This window comes from Variovorax paradoxus, from assembly GCF_009755665.1.
Lineage (GTDB): Bacteria > Pseudomonadota > Gammaproteobacteria > Burkholderiales > Burkholderiaceae_C > Variovorax > Variovorax paradoxus_G.
Map to the genome: position 1 here is coordinate 815,733 of NZ_CP046622.1, position 21,230 is coordinate 836,962.

At 65.7% G+C, this 21,230-nt stretch carries 19 protein-coding genes; 16 read left to right on the forward strand and 3 right to left on the reverse strand.

What is annotated here, in order from left to right:
- Positions 1 to 4: 4 nt before the first annotated feature.
- Positions 5 to 889, reverse strand: a complete 885-nt coding sequence (locus GOQ09_RS03735) for a LysR family transcriptional regulator (protein WP_157611943.1) — start codon at positions 887 to 889, stop codon at positions 5 to 7.
- Between the two features lie 144 nt (positions 890 to 1,033).
- On the opposite strand from GOQ09_RS03735, the gene GOQ09_RS03740 reads away from it, so the two are divergent.
- From GOQ09_RS03740 to GOQ09_RS03795, 12 genes are all read left to right on the forward strand, one after another.
- On the forward strand, positions 1,034 to 1,792 hold the full coding sequence (locus tag GOQ09_RS03740) for an SDR family oxidoreductase (RefSeq protein ID WP_157611944.1): 759 nt from the start codon (positions 1,034 to 1,036) through the stop codon (positions 1,790 to 1,792).
- Positions 1,793 to 1,919: 127 nt separating this feature from the next.
- Positions 1,920 to 2,618 carry a TetR/AcrR family transcriptional regulator gene (locus GOQ09_RS03745; protein WP_157611945.1) on the forward strand — a complete coding sequence of 233 codons (699 nt, stop codon included), beginning with the start codon at positions 1,920 to 1,922 and terminating at the stop codon, positions 2,616 to 2,618.
- Positions 2,619 to 2,686: 68 nt separating this feature from the next.
- Positions 2,687 to 4,483, forward strand: a complete 1,797-nt coding sequence (locus GOQ09_RS03750; RefSeq protein ID WP_157611946.1) for an acyl-CoA dehydrogenase C-terminal domain-containing protein — start codon at positions 2,687 to 2,689, stop codon at positions 4,481 to 4,483.
- Positions 4,484 to 4,524: 41 nt separating this feature from the next.
- On the forward strand, positions 4,525 to 4,959 hold the full coding sequence (locus tag GOQ09_RS03755; protein ID WP_157611947.1) for a DUF2147 domain-containing protein: 435 nt from the start codon (positions 4,525 to 4,527) through the stop codon (positions 4,957 to 4,959).
- A 36-nt stretch (positions 4,960 to 4,995) separates the two neighbouring features.
- The gene (locus GOQ09_RS03760) at positions 4,996 to 7,419 is read left to right on the forward strand and encodes a 3-hydroxyacyl-CoA dehydrogenase/enoyl-CoA hydratase family protein (RefSeq protein WP_157611948.1); all 2,424 of its coding nucleotides are present in this window, start codon (positions 4,996 to 4,998) and stop codon (positions 7,417 to 7,419) included.
- Positions 7,420 to 7,535: 116 nt separating this feature from the next.
- Positions 7,536 to 7,895 (forward strand): endonuclease domain-containing protein, encoded by a 360-nt coding sequence (locus tag GOQ09_RS03765; RefSeq protein WP_242630981.1) that lies wholly within the window; start codon positions 7,536 to 7,538, stop codon positions 7,893 to 7,895.
- Positions 7,892 to 9,088, forward strand: coding sequence for an acetyl-CoA C-acyltransferase (locus GOQ09_RS03770; protein ID WP_157611950.1), 1,197 nt, complete (start codon positions 7,892 to 7,894; stop codon positions 9,086 to 9,088). The genes GOQ09_RS03765 and GOQ09_RS03770 overlap by 4 nt, the downstream gene beginning before the upstream one ends.
- 157 nt (positions 9,089 to 9,245) lie before the next feature.
- Positions 9,246 to 10,142 carry an alpha/beta hydrolase family protein gene (locus GOQ09_RS03775; protein WP_157611951.1) on the forward strand — a complete coding sequence of 299 codons (897 nt, stop codon included), beginning with the start codon at positions 9,246 to 9,248 and terminating at the stop codon, positions 10,140 to 10,142.
- A gap of 32 nt (positions 10,143 to 10,174) precedes the next feature.
- The gene (locus tag GOQ09_RS03780) at positions 10,175 to 11,005 is read left to right on the forward strand and encodes an acyl-CoA thioesterase (protein WP_157611952.1); all 831 of its coding nucleotides are present in this window, start codon (positions 10,175 to 10,177) and stop codon (positions 11,003 to 11,005) included.
- Between the two features lie 13 nt (positions 11,006 to 11,018).
- Positions 11,019 to 11,759 (forward strand): SDR family oxidoreductase, encoded by a 741-nt coding sequence (locus tag GOQ09_RS03785; RefSeq protein WP_157611953.1) that lies wholly within the window; start codon positions 11,019 to 11,021, stop codon positions 11,757 to 11,759.
- A gap of 390 nt (positions 11,760 to 12,149) precedes the next feature.
- The gene (locus tag GOQ09_RS03790; protein WP_157611954.1) at positions 12,150 to 12,743 is read left to right on the forward strand and encodes a 2-hydroxychromene-2-carboxylate isomerase; all 594 of its coding nucleotides are present in this window, start codon (positions 12,150 to 12,152) and stop codon (positions 12,741 to 12,743) included.
- 37 nt (positions 12,744 to 12,780) lie between these two features.
- Positions 12,781 to 13,545 carry an enoyl-CoA hydratase gene (locus GOQ09_RS03795; RefSeq protein WP_157611955.1) on the forward strand — a complete coding sequence of 255 codons (765 nt, stop codon included), beginning with the start codon at positions 12,781 to 12,783 and terminating at the stop codon, positions 13,543 to 13,545.
- Positions 13,546 to 13,568: 23 nt separating this feature from the next.
- Here GOQ09_RS03795 and GOQ09_RS03800 read toward each other — a convergent pair whose 3' ends face one another.
- A complete protein-coding gene (locus tag GOQ09_RS03800) occupies positions 13,569 to 13,988 on the reverse strand; it encodes an acyl-CoA thioesterase (RefSeq protein WP_157611956.1) in 420 nt (139 codons plus the stop codon).
- A 42-nt stretch (positions 13,989 to 14,030) separates the two neighbouring features.
- Between GOQ09_RS03800 and GOQ09_RS03805 the strand changes: the two genes are divergently transcribed.
- Entirely contained in the window at positions 14,031 to 15,908 is a 1,878-nt protein-coding gene (locus GOQ09_RS03805; protein ID WP_157616570.1) for an ABCB family ABC transporter ATP-binding protein/permease, read from the forward strand.
- Between the two features lie 47 nt (positions 15,909 to 15,955).
- The gene (locus GOQ09_RS03810) at positions 15,956 to 16,894 is read left to right on the forward strand and encodes a 2-hydroxyacid dehydrogenase (protein ID WP_157611957.1); all 939 of its coding nucleotides are present in this window, start codon (positions 15,956 to 15,958) and stop codon (positions 16,892 to 16,894) included.
- A 109-nt stretch (positions 16,895 to 17,003) separates the two neighbouring features.
- Here GOQ09_RS03810 and GOQ09_RS03815 read toward each other — a convergent pair whose 3' ends face one another.
- Positions 17,004 to 18,446, reverse strand: a complete 1,443-nt coding sequence (locus GOQ09_RS03815; RefSeq protein WP_157611958.1) for an amidase — start codon at positions 18,444 to 18,446, stop codon at positions 17,004 to 17,006.
- 61 nt (positions 18,447 to 18,507) lie between these two features.
- Here GOQ09_RS03815 and GOQ09_RS03820 point away from each other — a divergent pair, with 61 nt between their 5' ends.
- The gene (locus GOQ09_RS03820) at positions 18,508 to 19,497 is read left to right on the forward strand and encodes a LysR substrate-binding domain-containing protein (RefSeq protein WP_157611959.1); all 990 of its coding nucleotides are present in this window, start codon (positions 18,508 to 18,510) and stop codon (positions 19,495 to 19,497) included.
- Between the two features lie 183 nt (positions 19,498 to 19,680).
- Positions 19,681 to 21,132 (forward strand): aspartate ammonia-lyase, encoded by a 1,452-nt coding sequence (locus GOQ09_RS03825; protein WP_157611960.1) that lies wholly within the window; start codon positions 19,681 to 19,683, stop codon positions 21,130 to 21,132.
- Positions 21,133 to 21,230: the final 98 nt, after the last annotated feature.

Genomic DNA, 21,230 nt, shown 5'->3' on the forward strand with positions numbered 1-21,230 from the left:
ACGCTCAGCGCAGCACGCGAACCAGCTCGTCATACACCAGCCGCACGCGCGCCGGCACCGGCGCACGCTGCGGGCGGTAGACGTTGATCGGCCATGGCTCCGGTGCATCGGCTTCCAGCACGGCCTCCAGCGCGCCCGTTTGCAGCCACGGTTCGGCCAGCGGCGCAATGAGCTGCCCGAAGCCCACGCCGGCCAGCACGGCGGCACATTCGGCATCGATGTCGTCGGTCACGAAGGCTGGTGACGTCACCGTGACGACTCGTCGCTTGCTGAACGCCCACGGCCAGGGGCGGCCCGAGCTCAGGTCGATCAGCGCGGTGAGCGGCAGTGCCGAAAGCGCATCGAGGTTCTGCGGCGTGCCGACCCTTTCGATGAGCGCCGGCGCCGCCACCACATGCAGCGGCATCTTCCCAACGGTGCGCGCAACAAAGCGCGCGTCGCGCATCGGGCCTACGCGGATGCCGATGTCGATCTGCTCGTCGACCACATCGGCATGCTGCTCCGACAAGCGCAGGTCGAGCACCAGCCCAGGGTGCGCTGCCAGCAGCGGAGCGAGCGCCTGCGGAATGAGCCGCGCATACATGTGCGGCGCCGTGACCCGCACCGTGCCCGCGTGGCGGGAGAGCGTGCGCCGGTCGATCTGATGGAACAGCTCGTCGACGCCGCCCACCGCCACGCGGGCGCGCTCGGCTAGCTGCCGGCCGAAATCGGTGAGCTGCACGCCGCGCGTGCTGCGGTGGAACAGCGGCTCGCCCAGTTCTTCTTCGAGCTCGCGCACCGCACGGGTCACCACCTGGGGCGATACGGACAGGCGCACGGCAGCCTCCCGGAAGTTGGCGGCATCCGCGGCGGTGCAGAACACGCGCAGGGCTTCGAGGCGGTTGGCCATGGTGGTGCCTTCAAAAAAACTTCAAAAGTCAGAGTATTCCACTTTCGGGAATTCTGAAGTCGCAAGAGTTTCATTTACGGGAACGCGTGGATTTTCGACACTGCATGCACTTCTTGTTCTTCAACACACCCGAAAGGAACTTCCATGACATCCGTTCAAGACAACATCCGCGGCAAGGTCGCCATCGTCACCGGCGCGAGCAGCGGGCTCGGCGAATCGACCGCGCGCCACCTGGCCGCGCGCGGCGCCAAGGTGGTGCTCGCGGCGCGCCGCACCGACCGGCTCGACAAGGTGGTCGCCGAAATTCGCGAGGCCGGCGGCGAAGCCATTGCCGTTGCCACCGACGTGGCCCAGCGCGCCGACCTGGAAAAGCTCGCAGCCGCCACCGTCGAAGCCTTCGGCCGCATCGACGTGCTGGTCAACAACGCGGGCGTGATGCCGCTGTCGCCCATCGACAAGCTCAAGGTCGACGAGTGGGACCGCACCATCGACGTCAACATCAAGGGCGTGCTCTACGGCATTGCCGCGGTGCTGCCGCGCATGCAGGCGCAGGGCAGCGGCCACATCGTCAATGTCGCGTCCATCGCGGGGCTGAAGGTGTTCACGCCCATCGGCACCGTGTACAGCGCAACCAAGCACGCCGTGCGCGCCATCTCCGAAGGCCTGCGGGTGGAAATGGGCAACAGCGGCGTGCGCGTGACCATCGTGTCGCCGGGTGCGGTGGATTCGGAGCTTAAGTTCGGCAGCACCGATGCCGAGAGCGCAGCCGGCGTGAAGGCCTTCTACGAGGCCAACCAGATCCCGGCCGACTCCGTGGCCCGCGCCGTGGTCTATGCGGTGGAGCAGCCCGCGGACGTGGACATCAATGAGGTGGTGCTGCGGCCGGTTGCGCAGGAGTTCTGATCGGGGCGGGGCCGGTGACGGCCCCCGTCCCATCGATTAACCTTCAACCGCGGAAGGGCATTGACATCGAAAAGCAGAAAGCCCCTGCAAAATAGAACGACCGTTCGTTTTATTCGGAGCTTCCACGATGTCTGTCAATGCCGTTCCCGCCAAGCCGGTCCGCGCGGCCCAGAAGGGCCAGCAGACCAAAGCCGTCATCGTTGACGCGGCGCTGGCGCTGGCTGCGCAGATCGGGCTCGAAGGCCTGTCGATCGGCGCCGTGGCCGAAATCACCAAGATGAGCAAGTCGGGCGTATTCGCCCACTTCGGCTCGCGCGAGGAACTGCAGATCTCGGTGGTGCGCGAGTATCACGCACGCTTCGAGCAAGAGGTTTTCTTTCCGGCCCTCGATGCACCGCGCGGCCTGCCCCGCCTGCGCGCCATGTTCGCCAACTGGATGAAGCGCACCTCGGCCGAGATCGACTCGGGCTGCATCTACATCAGCGGCGCCTCCGAATTCGACGACCGTCCCGGCCCGGTGCGCGATGCACTCGTGGAGTCGGTCAGCATCTGGCAGGCAGCCGTTTTGCGCGCCATCGTGCAATCGAAGAGCGAAGGCCATTTGCGCGCCGACGCCGACGAGCGGCAGGTCGCCTTCGAAATCCACGGCCTGATTCTCGCGCTGCACTACGAAGCACGCTTTCTGCAGGTGCCCGGCTCCATTGGCCGCGCGAACGTCGGCTTCGACAACATCCTTGCGCGCAGCGCCACGCCCGATGCACCGCCGCCTGCTGCGGAACCCGCGGCGGCCAAACCCGCCAGCCGCCGGCTCAAGCCCGTGCGCTGAGCGACCCGTTCTTTTTCTCGTTCCCCCCTTTTTTCTTTTCATCTCAGTTTCGACCAGGAGAGTCCCGGATGCCTACCTACAACCCGCCCGTACGCGACATGCAGTTCGTTTTGCACGAAGTGCTCAATGTCGCCGATGAACTCAAGGCGCTTCCGGCTCATGCCGAGACCGATGCCGACACCATCAACGCGGTGATCGAAGAGGCCGGCAAGTTCGCCGCCGAAGTCACCTTCCCGCTCAACATCAGCGGCGACGAAGAGGGCTGCACGCTCGACAAGACCACGCACGAAGTGAAAACCCCCAAGGGCTTCAAGGACGCCTACGCCAAGTACGTCGAAGGCGGCTGGCCCGCGCTGTCGTGCGACCCGGCCTTCGGCGGCCAGGGGCTGCCGTTCGTGGTGAACCAGTGCCTTTTCGAAATGCTCAACAGCGCCAACCAGGCCTGGACCATGTACCCCGGCCTTTCGCACGGGGCGTACGAAGCCCTCGTGGCCCATGGCACCGAAGAGCAGAAGAAGACCTACCTGCCCAAGCTCACGAGCGGCGAATGGACCGGCACCATGTGCCTGACCGAGCCGCATTGCGGAACCGACCTGGGCCTGCTCCGCACCAAGGCCGAGCCGCAGCCGGACGGCAGCTATCGCATCACGGGCAGCAAGATCTTCATCTCGGCCGGCGAGCACGACATGGCCGACAACATCATTCACCTGGTGCTGGCCCGCCTGCCCGATGCGCCCAAGGGCAGCAAGGGCATCAGCCTGTTCGTGGTGCCCAAGTACAAGGTCAAGGCCGACGGTTCGCTCGGCGAGCGCAACCCGATCTTCTGCGCCGGCCTGGAGCACAAGATGGGCATTCACGGCAACGCCACCGCGCAGATCGTGATCGAAGGCGCCACCGGTTCGCTGGTGGGCGAGCCCAACAAGGGCCTGCAGGCCATGTTCGTGATGATGAACGCCGCGCGCCTGGGCGTGGGCAACCAGTCGCTGGGCCTGACCGAAGTGGCCTACCAGAACGCACTGGCCTATGCAAAAGACCGCACGCAGATGCGCTCGCTCTCCGGCGTGAAGGCCAAGGACAAGGAAGCCGACCCGATCATCGTGCACCCCGACGTGCGCAAGATGCTCCTCACCGCCAAGGCTTACGCCGAAGGCGGCCGCGCGCTGCAGATCTTCTGCACGCTGCTGCTCGATAAGGAGCACAACCATCCCGACGAGAAGGTGCGCAAGGACTCCGGCGAACTGGTGGCGCTGCTCACGCCCATCGTTAAGGCCTTCATCACCGACAACGGCCACATCGCGACCAACGCCTGCATGCAGGTGTTCGGCGGCCACGGCTTCATCAAGGAATGGGGCATGGAGCAGTTCGTGCGGGACAACCGCATCAACATGATCTATGAAGGCACCAACACCATCCAGTCGCTGGACCTGCTGGGCCGCAAGGTGCTGGGCAACAACGGCGCTTCGCTCAAGAAGTTCGGCAAGCTTGTCGCCAGGCTGGTCGAAGAAGAAGGCGTGAACGAGAAGATGGCCGAGTTCATCAACCCGATTGCGGGCCTCGGCGACCAGCTCACCAAGTTCACGACCGAGATCGGCTTCAAGGGTTTCCAGAACCCCGACGAAGTGGGCGCCGCCGCAGTGGACTACCTGCGCGTGGCCGGCCACTTCGTGTTCGGCTACCTGTTCGCACGCATGGCACAGATGGCGCTGCGCCAGATTGCCGCCGGCAACACCGACCCGTTCTATGTGGCCAAGCTGCAGACGGCACGCTTCTACTTTGCCAAGCTGTTCCCCGAGACGGCAACGCTGATGCGCACGGCGCGCGCCGGCAGCAAGGTGCTGATGGACACGGAAGCGGCGCTGGCCTGAGGCCGCCCCTCTACGCCGACATCGTTCAATCGGAGCCGCTCATGAAAACGACGCTTGCAGCCATCGTCCTTGCTGCCATTTCTGCCACAGCCATGGCGCAGAGCACCCCCGTGGGCTTGTGGCGCAACGTCGACGACAAGACGGGCGAAGCCAAGGCCGAGATCCGCATCGGCGAGGCGAACGGCGCGCTCATCGGCCGCATCGAGAAGTCGCTCCGAAAAGACACGAAGCCCGACGCGATCTGCGACGAATGCACCGACGACCGCAAGGGCAAGCCCATTGCGGGCCTCGAAATCATTCGCGGCGGCAAGAAGGCCGAGGGCAAGGACGTCTGGGAAGGCGGAAAAATCCTCGATCCCGAGAACGGCAAGGAATACCGCGCGAGCTTCACGCCTGTCGATGGCGGCAAGAAGCTCGAAGTGCGCGGCTACCTGGGCCCGTTCTGGCGCACCCAGACCTGGAACCGTGTCCAGTAATCCGCCGCGTTTTCAATTCAAGAAATACCAATCAACATGTCCCGATTTCAAGTGAAGAAGGTCGCCGTGCTCGGCGCAGGCGTGATGGGTGCGCAGATTGCCGCGCACCTCGTCAACGTGCGCGTGCCCGTGGTGCTGTTCGACCTGCCGGCAAAGGACGCGACCGGAGCTGTCGCCCAAGGTGCAGCGAAGAACGGCATCGTCACGCGCGCCATCGACAACCTCAAGAAACTCAAGCCCGCGCCGCTCGGCGACGTGGCCGATGCGATGCTCATCGAGCAGGCCAACTATGAAGACGACCTGGCCAAGCTCGGCGAGTGCGACCTCATCATCGAGGCCATTGCCGAGCGCATGGACTGGAAGCTCGACCTCTACAAGAAGATCGCGCCGCACGTCGCCAAGCATTCGATCCTGGCCTCGAATACGTCGGGCCTTTCGATCACCAAGCTGAGCGAAGCGCTCCCTGAAGCCCTGAAGCCGCACTTTTGCGGCATTCACTTCTTCAACCCGCCGCGCTACATGTTCCTGGTGGAGCTGATCAACACGCCCACCACCGAAGCGAAGGTGCTCGACGACCTCGAGGCCTTTGTGACCAGCACGCTCGGCAAGGGCGTGGTGCGCGCGCACGACACGCCCAACTTCATCGCCAACCGGGTCGGCATTGCCGGCATGCTGGCCACGCTGAAGGAAGTGGAAAAATTCGGCCTCACGCCCGACGTGGTGGACGACCTCACGGGCAAGAAGCTGGGCCGCGCGAGTTCGGGCACCTTTCGCACTGCCGACGTGGTGGGGCTGGACACCATGGCCCACGTCGTCAAGACGCTGCAGGACAACCTCGACGAGAAAAGCGATCCGTTCTACGCCAACTTCTCGACGCCGCCGGTACTCGCCAAGCTGCTCGAGCTTGGCAACCTGGGCCAGAAGACGAAGGCCGGTTTTTTCAAGAAGGCCGGCCGCGACATCCTGCGCTTCGACCTCCAGAGCGGCGAGTATGTGCCCGCAGGCGCCAAGGCCGACGAGGTGTATGGCCGCATGCTCAAGAAGCCCGCGGGCGAGCGCCTGAAGCTCTTGCGCGAGAGCGAAGGGCCGCAGGGTCAGTTCCTCTGGGCCATCCTGCGCGACAGCTTTCACTATGCGGCCGTGCACCTGGAGACCATTGCCGAGAGCGCGCGCGACATCGACTTTGCGATGCGCTGGGGCTTCGGCATGAAGCAGGGGCCCTTCGAGCTCTGGCAGGAAGCCGGCTGGTCGCAGGTTGCCAAGTGGGTGCAGGAAGACATCGATGCCGGCAAGGCGCTGAGCACGGCACCGCTACCCAAGTGGGTGTTCGAAGGCCCGGTGGCGAAAGCCGGCGGCGTGCATACGCCCGAAGGTTCTTGGAGCGCATCGCAGAACAAGTTCGTGCCGCAGCGCAAACTGCCGGTGCATGACCGCCAGCTGTTCCCCGAGAGCGTGCTCGGCGCAAACGCGGCCGACGCCAACACCGCGGGCACCACGATCAGCGACGAAGGCGACGTGCGCGTGTGGACGCTCGACGGTGAAGTGCTTATCGCCAGCATCCATTCGAAGATGCACGCCATCAGCCCCGATGTGGCCGAGGCGCTGGACGCGGCAGTCGACTTGGCCGAGGCTGAATACAAGGGCTTGGTCATCTGGTCGCCCGACGAGATGTTCTCGGTCGGCGCCGACCTGCAGGCAATGCTGCCGGCCTTCGTGGTCGCAGGCATCGGCGCGGTCGAGGGCGCGGAGGAAGAGCTGCAGAACGTGATGCTCAAGATCCGATACGCCAACGTGCCGGTGGTCTCCGCCGTGCGCGGCATGGCGCTGGGCGGTGGCTGCGAGCTGGCCGTTTATTCGTCGAAACGCGTCGCGGCGATGGAAAGCTATATCGGCCTGGTCGAAGTGGGCGTGGGCCTGATCCCCGGTGCGGGCGGCCTGACCTACATCGCGCGCCGTGCGGCCGAGAACGCTTCGGCCTCGACGGGCACCGACCTCCTGCCGTTCCTGACCGAAGGCTTCACCGCCGCGGCGATGGCCAAGGTGGGCACGGGCGCGCTCGATTCGAAGAAGCTCGGCTTTCTGCTCGACAGCGACGTGATCGTGCCGAACAAGGACGAGCTGCTTTACGTAGCGCTGCAGCAGGCGAAGGCAATGGCCGACGCCGGCTACCGCCCGCCACTGCGCCGCACCTTCCGCGTGGCGGGCCGAAGCGGCGCCGCGACGATCAAGGGCCAACTCGTGAACATGCGCGACGGCGGCTTCATCAGCGCGCACGACTTCCACATTGCCAGCCTGATCGCGAACGTGGTGACTGGCGGCGACGTGGACGCGGGCTCGCTGGTGACGGAGGAATACCTGATGGCGCTGGAACGCAAGGCGTTCTGCTCGCTGATCGTGCATCCGAAGACGCAGGAGCGGATCATGGGGATGCTGAGCACGGGGAAGCCGGTGCGGAACTGACGAGGTTTCCTCTTCCTCCTTCCCCCTCTGGGGGAAGGCCGGGATGGGGGCACCGGCCTATGCAAAACCAATCCACTCCCACCGCGCAAAAGAATGCTCGCGCTCTTCGGCGCGAGATGACCGACTCCGAACGAAAGCTCTGGAGCGGTCTGCGCAGCGAGCAATTGGGAGTGAAGTTTCGCCGGCAGCATCCGCTCGGGAACTACATCGCCGACTTCGCCTGTCTCGAACCGAAACTGATTGTCGAGCTCGACGGATCGCAGCATCAGATACAAGAAGGCTACGACGGGCGACGCGATGCTTTCCTGCGCGCCCAAGGTTTTGAGGTCTTGCGCTTCGGGTCGAACGATCCGTTTGTCAATTTTGAAGGGGTGCTGCAGGCGGTCATCAATCGACTTGATGAATTGACGGCCGCTTGCCCCCATCCCAACCTTCCCCCAGAGGGGGAAGGAGCCAAATCCAGGAGCTATCCATGAAACAAATCCAAGACGCCTACATCGTCTCCGCCACCCGCACTCCCATCGGCAAGTCGCATCGCGGCTACTTCCGCAATTACCGGCCCGACGATCTGCTCGCGACCACGCTCAAAGCCGCACTCGCCGCGGTGCCCGGCCTCGACCCCAAGGCCATCGAAGACATCATCTGCGGCTGCGCGATTCCCGAATCGCAGCAGGGCCTGAACGTCGCGCGCATCGGCGCCGTGCTGGCGGGCCTTCCCACCAGCATCGGCGGCATTACCGTGAACCGGTTCTGCGCTTCAGGCCTCTCTGCCGTGCAGATGGCAGCCGACCGCATCCGCGTGGGCGAGGCGGACGTGATGATTGCCGCCGGTGTCGAGAGCATGAGCATGGTGCCGATGATGGGCAACTCGCCGTCGCTGTCGCCCTCCATCTTCGAGCGTGAAGGCGACGTGGGCATTGCCTACGGCATGGGCCTGACGGCAGAGAAGGTTGCGCAGCAGTGGAAGGTGAGCCGAGAGGCGCAGGACGAATTCGCGCTCGCCTCGCACCAGAAGGCACTGGCCGCGCAGAAGGCCGGCAAGTTCGCGGACGAGATCACGCCCATCGAAGTGACCGACCGCGCGCCGAACCTCGAGACCGGCGAATCGATTGCGAAAACCCGCACCGTGAACCTCGACGAAGGCGCCCGCCCCGACACCAGCCTTGAAGGCCTGGCCAAGCTGCGCACCGTATTCGCCGCGCGCGGCACCGTCACGGCGGGCAACAGCTCGCAGACTTCCGACGGCGCAGGTGCCCTCATCCTGGCCAGCGAGAAGGCCGTGAAGCAGTACGGCCTCACGCCGCTCGCGCGCTTCGTGAGCTTTGCAAGCAAGGGCGTGCCGCCGCACATCATGGGCATCGGGCCGATCGAGGCGATTCCGGCGGCGCTGCGCTACGCAGGCCTCAAGCACGAGGACATCGACTGGTTCGAACTGAATGAAGCTTTCGCTGCGCAGTCGCTCGCGGTGATCAACACGCTGGGGCTCGATCCGAGCAAGGTCAATCCGATGGGCGGTGCGATCGCGCTGGGCCATCCGCTCGGCGCGACCGGCGCGATTCGCGCGGCCACCGTGGTGCATGCGCTGCGCCGTGAGAACCTGAAGTACGGCATGGTCACGATGTGCGTAGGGATGGGGCAGGGCGCAGCCGGCATCTTCGAGCGCGTGTAGGCGGCTACTGCGCGGGCGATCTGCGGCGTTGCGGGGCCCGTCGGGAAATCCTCACGACCCTGAAGGTCGCTCCGGTTTCCCGCCACCCGCGCCTTGCATCTCATCCCGCTCGCTACGCCGCGGGGCGGTGATTGGTCAACGAAACAAGGAGACAACGATGCAGGCACAACAACTATCGGTCGACGGTGGCGTGCAAGTGGCGGTGCGCCGCTACGAGCCCCTCGGCCCACCGCGTGCCAGCATCGTCATCGGCGGTGCCATGGGCGTGCGGCAGTCTTTCTACGAACCTTTCGCAGAGTGGCTCTCGCAGCAGGGCCTGCAGGTGTGGACCTTCGACTATCGTGGCTCAGGCGATTCGCGCAATGGCGCCTCGCTGCGCGGCTTCGAGGCTGATCTGTTTGATTGGGCGCGCGACTACGAGGCGGTGATCGACGCCGCAAAAACCGCGCTGCCCGGACAGCCGCTCTATCTTCTCGGCCACAGTCTCGGCGCCCAGCTGCCGGGATTTTTGCAGCGGCCGGAGCAGGTAGACGGCCTGGTCAGCATCGCCGCGGGCAGCGGCTACTGGCGCGAGAACGCGCCGAAGCTCAAGCGCAGCATTCTCTATTTCTGGTTTGTGCTGGTGCCGCTGGTCACGCGGCTGTGCGGCTACTTTCCGGGCCGCAAGCTCAAGAAGGTGGGCGACCTGCCGCGCGGGGTCATCCTGCAATGGCGCCGCTGGTGCCTTCATCCGCGCTACAGCGTGGGCGCCGAAGGAGAGAGCGCCTTGCAGAGCTACGGGCGCGTGCGCTTTCCGGTGCTCGCATTGTCGATGACGGACGACGAACTCATGACGCTGGCCGGCACCGAGAGCCTGGTGAGCTTCTATGCGGGCGCGCCGCGTGCCGTGGAACGCATTGCACCCGCCGACGTGCAGGCGCGGCGCATCGGCCACTTCGGCTTTTTCCGCGAACAGTTCAAGAGCAGCCTCTGGCCGAGCACCATCGACAAGCTGCACCGTCTGGCCGCACTTACCGCGGTGCAGCAACCCGGCGTCCCGCACACGACTGCATAACGCCACGCATCGGAGGCACACTGCAAATCACCATGAGTACGCATCCCTTCGACAAAGCCCTGGCGCTTGAGCACAGCGACATCCGCGCCGGTCATTTCACCGGCGCCACCAGCCCCGACTACTGGAACATGGTCGGGCCCTTCGGCGGCGCCACGGCGGCCATTGCGCTGCAGTCGGTGCTGCGGCACCCGGACCTGCTGGGCACGCCGCTCGCGTTGACCGTCAACTTTGCGGCGGCGCTCGAGGCCGGCCCGTTCGACGTGCAGGCCACGCCGGTGCGCACCAACCGGTCGACGCAACACTGGACGGTGCAGATCACCCAGCCGGGAGCGAACGGCGCGCCGAACATGACGACCACGGCCACGGTGGTCACGGCCGCACGGCGCGAAACCTGGGGCGAAAGCGACATGCCCATGCCCGAGGCGCCGCCGCCAGAGGCGGTCAAGCGCTTCAGCATCGGCCCGGCCGGCGTGGCGTGGCTGGACCGCTACGAGATGCGCCCCATCAGCGGCGGCATTCCCGCGAAGTGGGACGGCGGCCTTCAGCACAGCGAAAGCCGGCTCTGGCTGCGCGACGCAGAAGAGCGACCGCTCGACTTCTGCTCGCTCGCCGCAATGAGCGACATGTTCTATCCGCGCGTGTGGCTGCGCCGCGCCAAGCATGTGCCGGCGGGCACGGTGTCGATCACCACCTACTTCCATGCCGGGCCGGAGCAACTGGCGGAGGTCGGCTCAGGCTACCTGCTGGGCCGTGCGGTGGGGCAGCAGTTCTTCAACGGCTTTTTCGACCAGGCGGCGCATCTGTGGAGCGAGAAGGGCGTGCTGCTCGCCACGTCGAACCAGATCGTCTACTACAAGGAATAGCGAGAGAACGCCCATGCAAAAGACCGCACTCATCATCGGCGCCGGCGACGCCACCGGCGGTGCCATTGCCCGCCGCTTCGCTCGCGAAGGCTATGCCGCCTGCGTGACCCGCCGCAGCCTCGACAAGCTGCAGCCCCTGGTCGCGCAGATCGAAGCCGACGGCGGCCGCGCCCATGCGTTCGGCTGCGATGCGCGCAAGGAAGAAGAAGTGGTCGCGCTGGTCGAACAGATCGAATCGACCATCGGCCCGATCGAGGTGATGGTGTTCAACATCGGTGCCAACGTGCCGGAGAGCATCCTCACCGAAACTGCGCGCAAGTATTTCAAGGTATGGGAGATGGCCTGCTTCTCGGGCTTTCTCAACGGGCGCGAGGTTGCAAAGCGCATGGTGACGCGCGAACTCCCGAAAGGCGGGCATCGCGGCACGATCATCTTCACAGGGGCCACCGCATCGCTGCGAGGCGCTGCAAACTTCGGTGCTTTCTCGGGCGCGAAGATGGCGTTGCGGGCGCTGGCCCAGTCGATGGCCCGCGAGCTCGGGCCGCAGGGCATTCACGTCGCGCACGTGGTGGTCGACGGCGCGATCGACACGGAGTTCATCCGCAGCAATTTCCCCGAGCGTTACGCGCTGAAGGAAAGCGACGGCATCCTGAACCCCGAGCACATTGCCGACAGTTATTGGATGCTGCATTCGCAGCCGCGCGATGCGTGGACGCATGAGCTTGATCTGCGGCCGTGGTCGGAGAAGTTCTGAGATGTTGGTTTGTTGCGTCGTGCGTTCGATGCCTCATTCAGGGCGCGCACCCGCCGACGGGGTACCTTTCTCCGCGAATGTCCCCCGGCCTGCGGCCTCCTCCTTTATTTCGCTGCGCAAGGCACCCCGCCAGCGGGTGCGTTGCAAAGAGCAGTCGTTGATCAGCGATACACCAGCAGCGTGCCCCAGTGCACAGGGCATCGGGTGCTCCCCGCAGCGAAATAAAGGAGGAGGGGCGCAGCCCCGGGGGACATTCGCGGAGGGGAGTACCCGGTGGCCTGGGCACACGCCCTGAACAAAACGCCCTGAACAACACGCCCCGAACAAAACGCCCAGAACAACAACCCAAGAACAAAAGCCCTGAACAAGCGCCCCCCAAAGGAGACGTCAATGAAAAAGTCCGTAGATTTCTATTTCGACTTCGGCAGCCCCGCGGCCTACCTGGCCGCCACCCAGCTGCCGCACGTCTGCGCCGACACCGGCGCCGAACTCGTCTGGAAACCCATGCTCCTGGGCGGCGTGTTCCAGGCCACCGGCAACCGGTCTCCGGCCGAAGTGGTGCCCAAGGCACCGTACATGACCATTGACCTGCAGCGCTTTGCCAGGCGCTACGGCGTACCCTTTGTGCACAACCCGCACTTTCCCATCAACACACTGCTGCTCATGCGCGGTGCCACAGGCATCCAGATGAAAGAGCCGGAACGCTTTGGCGCCTACGTCGACGCCATCTTCCACGCCATGTGGGTCGAACCCAAGAACATGAATGACCCGGCCGCCGTCGGCGCCGTGCTTCAAAATGCGGGCTTCGACGCCACCGCCTTGCTCGCGCTGGCCGGTTCGCAGGAGGTGAAAGACCGCCTGAAAGCCGTTACGCAAGAAGCCGTGGAGCGCGGCGTGTTCGGCGCGCCCACCATGTTTGTCGGCGACCAGATGTTCTGGGGTCAGGACCGCCTGGATTTTGTGCGAGAAGCCCTCGACGCCTGAGCTTGGCGCCACCCGTTTTTATTCAAGGACCATTCCCATGAGCGACATCCTCGTCCACACCGAAGCCGGTGTGATGACCGTTACCTTCAACCGCGTCGACAAGAAAAACTCCATCACCAGCGGCATGTATGCCGTGCTGGCCGATGCACTGGCCACGGCCGAGAGCGACGCGGCCGTGCGCTGCGTGCTGATCCAGGGCGACCCGACCATCTTCAGCGCCGGCAACGACATCGGAGACTTCCTGAACGCTCCGCCCGCCGGCAAGGAATCGCCCGTGTTCCGCTTCCTGCGCGGCATCGCCACCTTTCCCAAGCCGGTTGTCGCCGCCGTCTGCGGCCCGGCCGTGGGCATCGGCACCACCATGCTGTTCCATTGCGACCTCGTCTACGCCGGTGACAACGCGGCTTTCTCGATGCCTTTCGTGAACCTGGGCCTATGTCCAGAGGCGGCCTCGAGCCTGCTGGTGCCGCAGATGCTGGGCTACCACCGCGCCGCCGAGGCGCTGCTGCTGGGCGAGCCCTTCATGGCCGAGGCCGCGCTCGAAGTGGGCCTGGTCAACCGCATCGTGCCGCCGACCGAAGCCAATGCCATTGCCCAAGTGCAGGCTCGCAAGCTCGCGGCCAAGCCACTGAGCGCGCTGGTCGAGACCAAGCGCCTGCTGAAAAAGGCGCAGATGCCCGCCGTGCTCGAGCGCATGGACGAAGAGGGCGCGAGCTTCGGCCGCATGCTGCGGGAACCGGCCGCGCGCGAGGCCTTCGGCGCCTTCATGGAAAAGCGCAAGCCGGATTTTTCGAAGGTCTGAGGACGCTCGGCCCCCTGCGCCGATTACTTTTCGATCGGGCGAGGGCGGCCGTTGTCGTCGATGGCCACGTAGGTGAACGTGGCCTGCGTCACCTTGATGTACTCGCCCTGCGCCCGGAAGCGCTCGGCAAACACCTCGACGGTTACCGTGACCGAGGTGCGCCCGATGCGCACCAGCTTCGAATAGAACGAGAGAATGTCGCCCAGCCGAACCGGCTGCTTGAAGATGAACTCGTTCACCGCCACCGTGGCCTGCCGGCCCTTGGCGTATCGCGCCGGAATGACCGAGCCGGCCAGGTCGCACTGCGCCATGACCCAGCCGCCGAAGATGTCGCCATTGGCGTTGCAGTCCGCCGGCATGGGAATGACCTTGAGCACCAGCTCCATGTCGGTGGGCAGGCTTTTGAGGGTGGCGGCAGCGTCGGTGCTGGAAGTATCGGACATGGGCACAATCTGAGGCAGAACAAGCAACCACGATTGTCCCTCATGCGCCGCAGCGGCGAAGCCCTACCTCCATCCTCCCATCCCGTCGCCGGGCACCCCCCGGCGCGCAGCGACCGCTCCGACTGGGCCACGCTGCGCCGGCTTTTTCCCTACCTCTGGCAGTACAAGTGGCGGGTGATCGCCGCGCTCGCCTTCATGGTGGGCGCCAAGGTGGCCAACGTGGGCGTGCCGGTGCTGCTCAAGAACCTCATCGACACGATGACGCCCAAGCCGGACATGGCGCAGGCGCTCCTGATCGTGCCCATCGGCCTTCTGCTGGCCTACGGGCTGCTGCGGTTCTCGACTGCGCTCTTCGGCGAACTGCGCGAGCTGATCTTCGCCAAGGCCACCGAAGGCACGGCCCGGCAGATTGCCCTGGAGGTGTTCGGCCACCTGCATTCGCTCAGCCTGCGCTTTCACCTCGAGCGCCAGACCGGCGGCATGACGCGCGACATCGAGCGCGGCACGCGCGGCGTGCACTCGCTCATCTCGATGTCGCTCTACAGCATCGTGCCGACCATCATCGAACTGGTGCTGGTGCTCACCATTCTGGGCGTGAAGTTCGATTCGCTCTTTGTCTGGATTACCGGCGCGGCGCTGGTGCTGTACATCACCTTCACGGTCACGGTGACCGAGTGGCGCACCCAGTTCCGCAAGACCATGAACGAGCTCGACTCCATGGCCCAGAGCCGCGCGGTCGATTCGCTGCTGAACTACGAAACCGTCAAGTACTTCAACAACGAGGAGTTCGAGGCCAAGCGCTACGACGCCAGCCTGGACCGCTACCGCAAGGCTGCCATCAAGAGCCAGCGCACGCTGAGCATGCTCAACACCGGCCAGCAGCTGATCATCGCAACCAGCCTGGTGCTGATGCTGTGGCGCGCCACCTCGGGCGTGGTCGAAGGGCGCATGACGCTGGGCGACCTGGTGATGGTCAACGCCTTCATGATCCAGCTCTACATTCCGCTCAATTTCCTGGGCGTGATCTACCGCGAAATCAAGCAGAGCCTGACCGACCTGGACAAGATGTTCGTGCTGATGGAAAAAGAGCGCGAGGTGCGCGACGCGCCTGGCGCGCAGCCTCTGTCTTTGCTCCCTCTCCCTCCGGGAGAGGGCAGGGGTGAGGGCAGCGGCGTAGACTCCACCATCCGCTTCGAGGATGTCAGCTTTGCCTACGAGCCCGACCGCCCCATCTTGAAGCACGTGAGCTTCGAAATTCCCGCCGGCAAGACCGTGGCGGTAGTCGGCCCCTCGGGCTCGGGCAAGTCCACGCTCGCGCGCCTGCTCTACCGCTTCTACGACGTGCAGCAGGGCCGAATCACCATCGGCGGACAAGATATCCGCGAGGTGCAGCAGTCGAGCGTGCGCCGCGCCATCGGCATCGTGCCGCAGGACACGGTGCTGTTCAACGACACGGTCGAATACAACATCGCCTACGGCCGCCCCGGTGCCACGCGCGAAGAGGTGGAGAACGCCGCGCGCGCCGCTCGCATCCACGACTTCATCGCCGCCACGCCCAGGGGCTATGAAACCACCGTGGGCGAGCGCGGCCTCAAGCTGTCGGGCGGAGAAAAGCAGCGCGTGGCCATTGCGCGCACGCTGCTCAAGAACCCGCCGATCGTGATCTTCGACGAGGCCACCTCGGCGCTCGATTCGGCCAACGAGCGCGCCATCCAGTCCGAGCTCAAGAGCGCGGCGCAGGACAAGACCACGCTGGTCATTGCGCACCGCCTCTCGACGGTGGTCGATGCGCATGAGATCCTGGTGCTCGAAGCGGGCGTGATCGTCGAGCGCGGCACGCATGCCGAGTTGCTGGCCAGGCAGGGCCGCTATGCGCAGATGTGGGCTTTGCAGAAGAGCGAAGCCACACCACTGATGTAGCCCGATCATCCATTCACCCTTACTTTCATCGATCCAGGAGTTCAGACGTGCCGACCAAGATTCCCCTGCTGGTGCTCAACAGCCTCTCGAGTGCCCACCAGGCCCAGATTGCCGAGGTCTACGACGTGACCTACGCCTTCGACCCTGCCGCGCGTGCGGCGGCCGTTGCCGAGCACGGCAAGAAATTTCGCGCGGTGCTGACCATCGGCGTGATCGGCATCACGCCCGAGGAAATCGCGGCCATGCCGGCGCTCGAGCTCGTCTGCTGCATGGGCGCGGGCTACGAAGGCGTGCCGCTCGACGTGACCCGGGCGCGCGGCATCGTCACGGCCAACGGCGCCGGCACCAATGACGACTGCGTGGCCGACCACGCCTTCGGCCTGCTGATCAGCATCGTTCGCGGGTTTCGCCAGCTCGACCGGCTGTGCCGCGAGGGTGTGTGGCGCGAGGCCATTCCGCAGCCGCCGAACGTGTCGGGCAAGAAGCTCGGCATCCTCGGCCTCGGCACCATCGGCCAGAAGATATCCAAGCGCGCCGCCGCGTTCGACATGGAGGTCGGCTATCACAACCGCAAGCCGCGCGAAGGCGCAACGCAGCGCTACTTCGACGACCTGAAGTCGCTCGCCACCTGGGCCGACTTCCTGGTGCTCGCCGCGCCCGGCGGGCCGGCCACGCGCCACCTGGTGAATGCCGAGGTGCTCGATGCGCTCGGGCCGCAAGGTTTCCTGGTCAGCATCGGCCGCGGCAGCGTGGTCGACACCGAGGCGCTGGCTGCGGCGCTGCGCGAGAACCGCATCGCCGGGGCGGGCCTGGACGTCTACGAAAGCGAGCCGAAGCGCCCCGAGCCGCTGATCGGCCTGGACAACGTGCTGCTCACGCCGCACATGGCGGGCTGGTCGCCGGAGGCGACGCAGAAATCGGTCGACCATTTCCTTGCGAATGCCGAAGGGCATTTCGCGGGGCGTGGTGTCCTGACGCCAGTCTGAGGGTCTTGCTCCTTCCCCCTCTGGGGGAAGGTTGGGATGGGGGCGGGCAGGGCGCCCAGTGGAAGCGCCGCGTGCCCCCACCCCAACCCTCCCCCGGGAGGGGAGGGAGTCAGCCCAAAACCGCGGGGCGCTGGGCGCCCCAGCCGCAGGCTTGGTCGTACACATGCCCCAGCCGCAGCACGCCAAGATCCGCATGGATCGGCCCGGCCAGCTGCAGGCCCATCGGCAAACCACCCTCGCCGAATCCCGCGCGCACGTTCAGCGTGGGCAGGCCGGCCAGCGTGAACGGCGTCACGATCTCCATCCAGCGGTGATACGTGTCGCTCGGCACGCCGGCCACTTCGGCGGGCCAGTGCAGCTCGGCATCGAAAGGAAACACCTGCGCCGACGGCGCCAGCACGAAGTCGAAGCGCTCGAAGAGCCTGAGGAACGCGCGGTACACGTTCGAGCGATAGACCGAAGCCTGGTAGAGCGACGCCGCATCCAGGTGGCGGCTCTGCTCGATTTCCCACTGCGCCTCGGGCTTGAGCTGGGCAAAGAGCTTCGGGTCGCTCAGGTACGCGCCGAGCTTGCCGCCCACCAGCAGCTGCCGCAGGCGCAGCCAGGCGCTCCAGTTGTGCTCGCGCGGCACGTCGAGCGTGCAGGGCTCCACTTCGCAGCCGATGGCGCGAAAGGTGTCGAGTGCGCGCTCGCCCAGCTCGCGTATGCCCGGCGCCAGCGGCAGATCGGGCCAGATGCCGCCGAGCCAACCCACGCGCAGGCCTTCCACGTTGTCGTCGAGCTGCAGCGCATCGGGCGCGGGCAAGGCGTGCGGCGACGACAGCGGCACGCGCGTGTCGAAGCCCGCCTGCACCGCCAGCAGCCGCGCGGTGTCTTCCACGGTGCGGGCCATCGGCCCTTCGGTGCCCAGTTGCTGGAAGAACAATTCCTGCTCGGGATCGCCGGGCACGCGGCCGCGTGAAGGCCGCATGCCGATCACGTTGTTGAAGGCGGCGGGGTTGCGCAGCGAGCCCATCATGTCGCTGCCGTCGGCCACCGGCAGCATGCCCAGGGCCAGCGCCACCGCAGCGCCGCCGCTGCTGCCGCCGGCGCTGCGGTCGGGCGCATAGGCGTTGCTGGTGATGCCGAACACCGTGTTGTAGGTGTTCGAGCCCAGGCCGAATTCCGGCGTGTTGGTCTTGCCGATCACGACGACGCCGGACGCCCGCATGCGCGCGACGTGCAGGCTGTCGGTGCGCGCCGGGGAGCGCGGCGACAGCGGCGAGCCCATCGAGGTCGGCAGGCCGGCGGCATGGCTCAGGTCCTTCACCGCCAGCGGAAAGCCGTGCATCCAGCCGCGCCGCTCGCCGCGCGCCAGTTCGGCGTCGCGCTCGCTGGCTTCGGCCAGCAGGGCTTCGGGTTCGCGCAGCGAAACGATGGCGTTGAAGCGCGGATTGAGCGCCTCGATGCGCGCCAGCGAGGCTTGCATCACCTCGCGGCAGGACACCTTGCGGCTTCCGATCAGGTGCGACAGTTCGGTGGCGGTCAGCCCGGGCAGGTCGACAAAAGGCATGGCGAGTGCGGGAAAAGGAGGGGGCGCCCAGTATGGCGCGGCGCTCGCATAATCGCCGCGTATGGAAACAAAGTGGCTAGAAGACTTCATCAGCCTGGCGGAAACGCGCAGCTTCAGCCGCTCGGCCCAATTGAGGCATGTCACGCAGCCGGCTTTTTCGCGGCGCATCCAGGCGCTGGAGGGCTGGGCCGGCACCGACCTGGTCGACCGCAGCTCCTACCCCACGCGCCTCACGCCCGCGGGCCAGACGCTCTACAGCCAGGCCATCGAGATGCTGCAATCGCTGCAGAGCACCCGCGCCATGTTGCGCGGCCATTCGGCCGCGGGGCAGGACGTGATCGAGATTGCGGTGCCGCACACGCTCGCCTTCACCTTCTTTCCCTCGTGGGTGACCAGCTTGCGCGAGCACTTCGGGCCCATCAAGAGCCGGCTCATCGCGCTCAACGTGCACGACGCCGTGCTGCGCCTGGTCGAAGGCAGTTGCGACCTGCTGATTGCCTATCACCACCCCTCGCAGCCGCTGCAGCTGGACGCCAACAAATACGAAATGGTCAGCCTGGGCGAGGAAACCGTGGCCCCATGGGTCAAGGCCGACGCCGAGGGCGCACCGCGCTTTCGCTTGCCTGGCCGGCCCGGCCAGCCGCTGCCCTACCTGGGCTACGCGCCCGGCGCCTACCTGGGCCGTGTGGTCGACCAGCTGCTCAAGGAATCGGGCACGGCCATCCACCTGGACCGGGTCTATGAAACCGACATGGCCGAAGGCCTGAAGGTCATGGCGCTCGAAGGCCACGGCATCGCCTTTCTGCCGCAAAGCGCGGTGCGCAAGGAGATCAAGGCGCGCAAGCTGGTGAGCGCGCTGCCGCCCGAGATCGACAGCCTGGAGGCGACGATGGAAATCCGCGCCTATCGCGAGCGGCCGAGTGCGCCCGTCCCCGTCAAGACCGGCAACGGCCGCTCCGCAAAGGCCGCAGCGGGCCTGGAAAGCCTGCAGCCCAAGCGCACGGCCGATGCGCTGTGGTCGTACCTGGTCGGTGCCCAGCCGACCCGTTGACATGGTTGACGCGCCGAATTTGTGCGCTGCACAATCTATAAATGCCGCGCATGAGGCCCCCCGCAAACGGCATTGGCGTTGCGGGCGGGCCGCCACTACAGTCGCGGCAGTTTTCGAATCGCTGTCACAGCAAGTCTTCCGGCACGCGCCACCCGCGTGCTTTTTTTTAGCCGAGGAACCTGTATGAGCCCCAATTTCAGGACCGAACACGACTTCCTCGGCGAAAAGCAGATTCCTGCCTTCGCCTACTGGGGAGTGCACACGGCGCGTGCCGTCGAGAACTTTGCGATCTCCGGCACCCGCGTGTCGGCCATGCCCGACCTGGTGCGCGCGCTGGCCATGGTGAAGAAGGCCGCCACACGCGCCAATGCCGACCTGGGCGCCATCGACCGCGACCGCGCCGCCGCCATCATCCTGGCCTGCGACGACCTGGTGGAAGGCAAGCTGCTCGACGAGTTCGTGGTCGATGTGATCCAGGGCGGCGCCGGCACCTCGACCAACATGAACGCCAACGAGGTGATCTGCAACCTCGCGCTCGAGAAGCTCGGCCACGAAAAAGGCCGCTACGACGTGCTGCACCCCAACGACCACGTCAACGCGTCGCAGAGCACCAACGACGTCTATCCCACCGCGGTGCGGCTGGCGCTGTGGTTTGCGATCGACAAACTGCTCGAATCCATGGCGGCGCTGCGCAAGAGCTTCGAAGCCAAGGCACTCGAATTCAAGGACATCCTCAAGATCGGCCGCACCCAGCTGCAAGATGCGGTGCCCATGACGCTGGGCCAGGAGTTCCTGACCTACGCGATCATGATCGGGGAAGACGAGGCCCGGCTCGGTGAGGCGCGCGCGCTCATCGAGGAAATCAACCTCGGCGCCACTGCCATCGGCACCGGCATCAACGCCCCGCACGGCTATGCCAATCTGGCCTGCCAGTACCTGGCCGAGCAAAGCGGCGTGCCGCTGAAGCAGGCGGCCAACCTCATCGAGGCCACGCAGGACACCGGTGCCTTCGTGCAGCTTTCGGGCGTGCTCAAGCGGGTGGCCACCAAGCTCAGCAAGACCTGCAACGACTTGCGGCTGCTGTCCAGCGGCCCGCAGGCGGGCTTTGGAGAAATCCGGCTGCCGGCGCGCCAGGCCGGTTCGTCGATCATGCCGGGCAAGGTCAATCCGGTGATTCCGGAAGTCATGAACCAGGTGGCGTTCGAGGTGATCGGCAACGACATCACGGTCACCATGGCGTCGGAAGCCGGCCAACTGCAGCTCAATGCCTTCGAGCCCATCATGGGGTGGAGCCTGTTCAAGAGCATCCGGCACCTGAGCAATGCCTGCATCACGCTGCGGCAGAACTGCGTCGAAGGCATCGAGGCGAACCGCGAGTTCCTGGCCAAAAGGGTGCGGGAATCGGTCACGCTGGTTACTGCGCTCAATCCCCTCATCGGCTACGAAAAGGCGGCGCTCATCGCCAAGACCGCGCTCGCCACCGGTGGGCCCATCGACCTGGTGGCCGAATCGCTGGGCATCATGACGCGCGCCGAGATGGACGCGCTGCTCGTGCCCGAAAATCTGACCCAGCCCGTGCGCTTGGCCGCACCGGTGCCGCCGGCTGCCGAGCCCTCGGGCACAAAGGCTGCTTAGTGAAAGTCGGACAATGCCAATGGGTACCTCTGCACCACGACGGAACCGCGATGCGCGGGGCCGGTGCACACGTCATCGAGAATGCACCGGGTTGGCCC

What these genes read in the sequence shown, in the direction of transcription:
- GOQ09_RS03735 (WP_157611943.1), bottom strand. Translation starts at nt 889, where the DNA reads ATGGCCAACCGCCTCGAAGCCCTGCGCGTGTTCTGCACCGCCGCGGAT.
- GOQ09_RS03740 (WP_157611944.1), top strand. Translation starts at nt 1,034, where the DNA reads ATGACATCCGTTCAAGACAACATCCGCGGCAAGGTCGCCATCGTCACC.
- GOQ09_RS03745 (WP_157611945.1), top strand. Translation starts at nt 1,920, where the DNA reads ATGTCTGTCAATGCCGTTCCCGCCAAGCCGGTCCGCGCGGCCCAGAAG.
- GOQ09_RS03750 (WP_157611946.1), top strand. Translation starts at nt 2,687, where the DNA reads ATGCCTACCTACAACCCGCCCGTACGCGACATGCAGTTCGTTTTGCAC.
- GOQ09_RS03755 (WP_157611947.1), top strand. Translation starts at nt 4,525, where the DNA reads ATGAAAACGACGCTTGCAGCCATCGTCCTTGCTGCCATTTCTGCCACA.
- GOQ09_RS03760 (WP_157611948.1), top strand. Translation starts at nt 4,996, where the DNA reads ATGTCCCGATTTCAAGTGAAGAAGGTCGCCGTGCTCGGCGCAGGCGTG.
- GOQ09_RS03765 (WP_242630981.1), top strand. Translation starts at nt 7,536, where the DNA reads ATGACCGACTCCGAACGAAAGCTCTGGAGCGGTCTGCGCAGCGAGCAA.
- GOQ09_RS03770 (WP_157611950.1), top strand. Translation starts at nt 7,892, where the DNA reads ATGAAACAAATCCAAGACGCCTACATCGTCTCCGCCACCCGCACTCCC.
- GOQ09_RS03775 (WP_157611951.1), top strand. Translation starts at nt 9,246, where the DNA reads ATGCAGGCACAACAACTATCGGTCGACGGTGGCGTGCAAGTGGCGGTG.
- GOQ09_RS03780 (WP_157611952.1), top strand. Translation starts at nt 10,175, where the DNA reads ATGAGTACGCATCCCTTCGACAAAGCCCTGGCGCTTGAGCACAGCGAC.
- GOQ09_RS03785 (WP_157611953.1), top strand. Translation starts at nt 11,019, where the DNA reads ATGCAAAAGACCGCACTCATCATCGGCGCCGGCGACGCCACCGGCGGT.
- GOQ09_RS03790 (WP_157611954.1), top strand. Translation starts at nt 12,150, where the DNA reads ATGAAAAAGTCCGTAGATTTCTATTTCGACTTCGGCAGCCCCGCGGCC.
- GOQ09_RS03795 (WP_157611955.1), top strand. Translation starts at nt 12,781, where the DNA reads ATGAGCGACATCCTCGTCCACACCGAAGCCGGTGTGATGACCGTTACC.
- GOQ09_RS03800 (WP_157611956.1), bottom strand. Translation starts at nt 13,988, where the DNA reads ATGTCCGATACTTCCAGCACCGACGCTGCCGCCACCCTCAAAAGCCTG.
- GOQ09_RS03805 (WP_157616570.1), top strand. Translation starts at nt 14,031, where the DNA reads ATGCGCCGCAGCGGCGAAGCCCTACCTCCATCCTCCCATCCCGTCGCC.
- GOQ09_RS03815 (WP_157611958.1), bottom strand. Translation starts at nt 18,446, where the DNA reads ATGCCTTTTGTCGACCTGCCCGGGCTGACCGCCACCGAACTGTCGCAC.
- GOQ09_RS03820 (WP_157611959.1), top strand. Translation starts at nt 18,508, where the DNA reads ATGGAAACAAAGTGGCTAGAAGACTTCATCAGCCTGGCGGAAACGCGC.
- GOQ09_RS03825 (WP_157611960.1), top strand. Translation starts at nt 19,681, where the DNA reads ATGAGCCCCAATTTCAGGACCGAACACGACTTCCTCGGCGAAAAGCAG.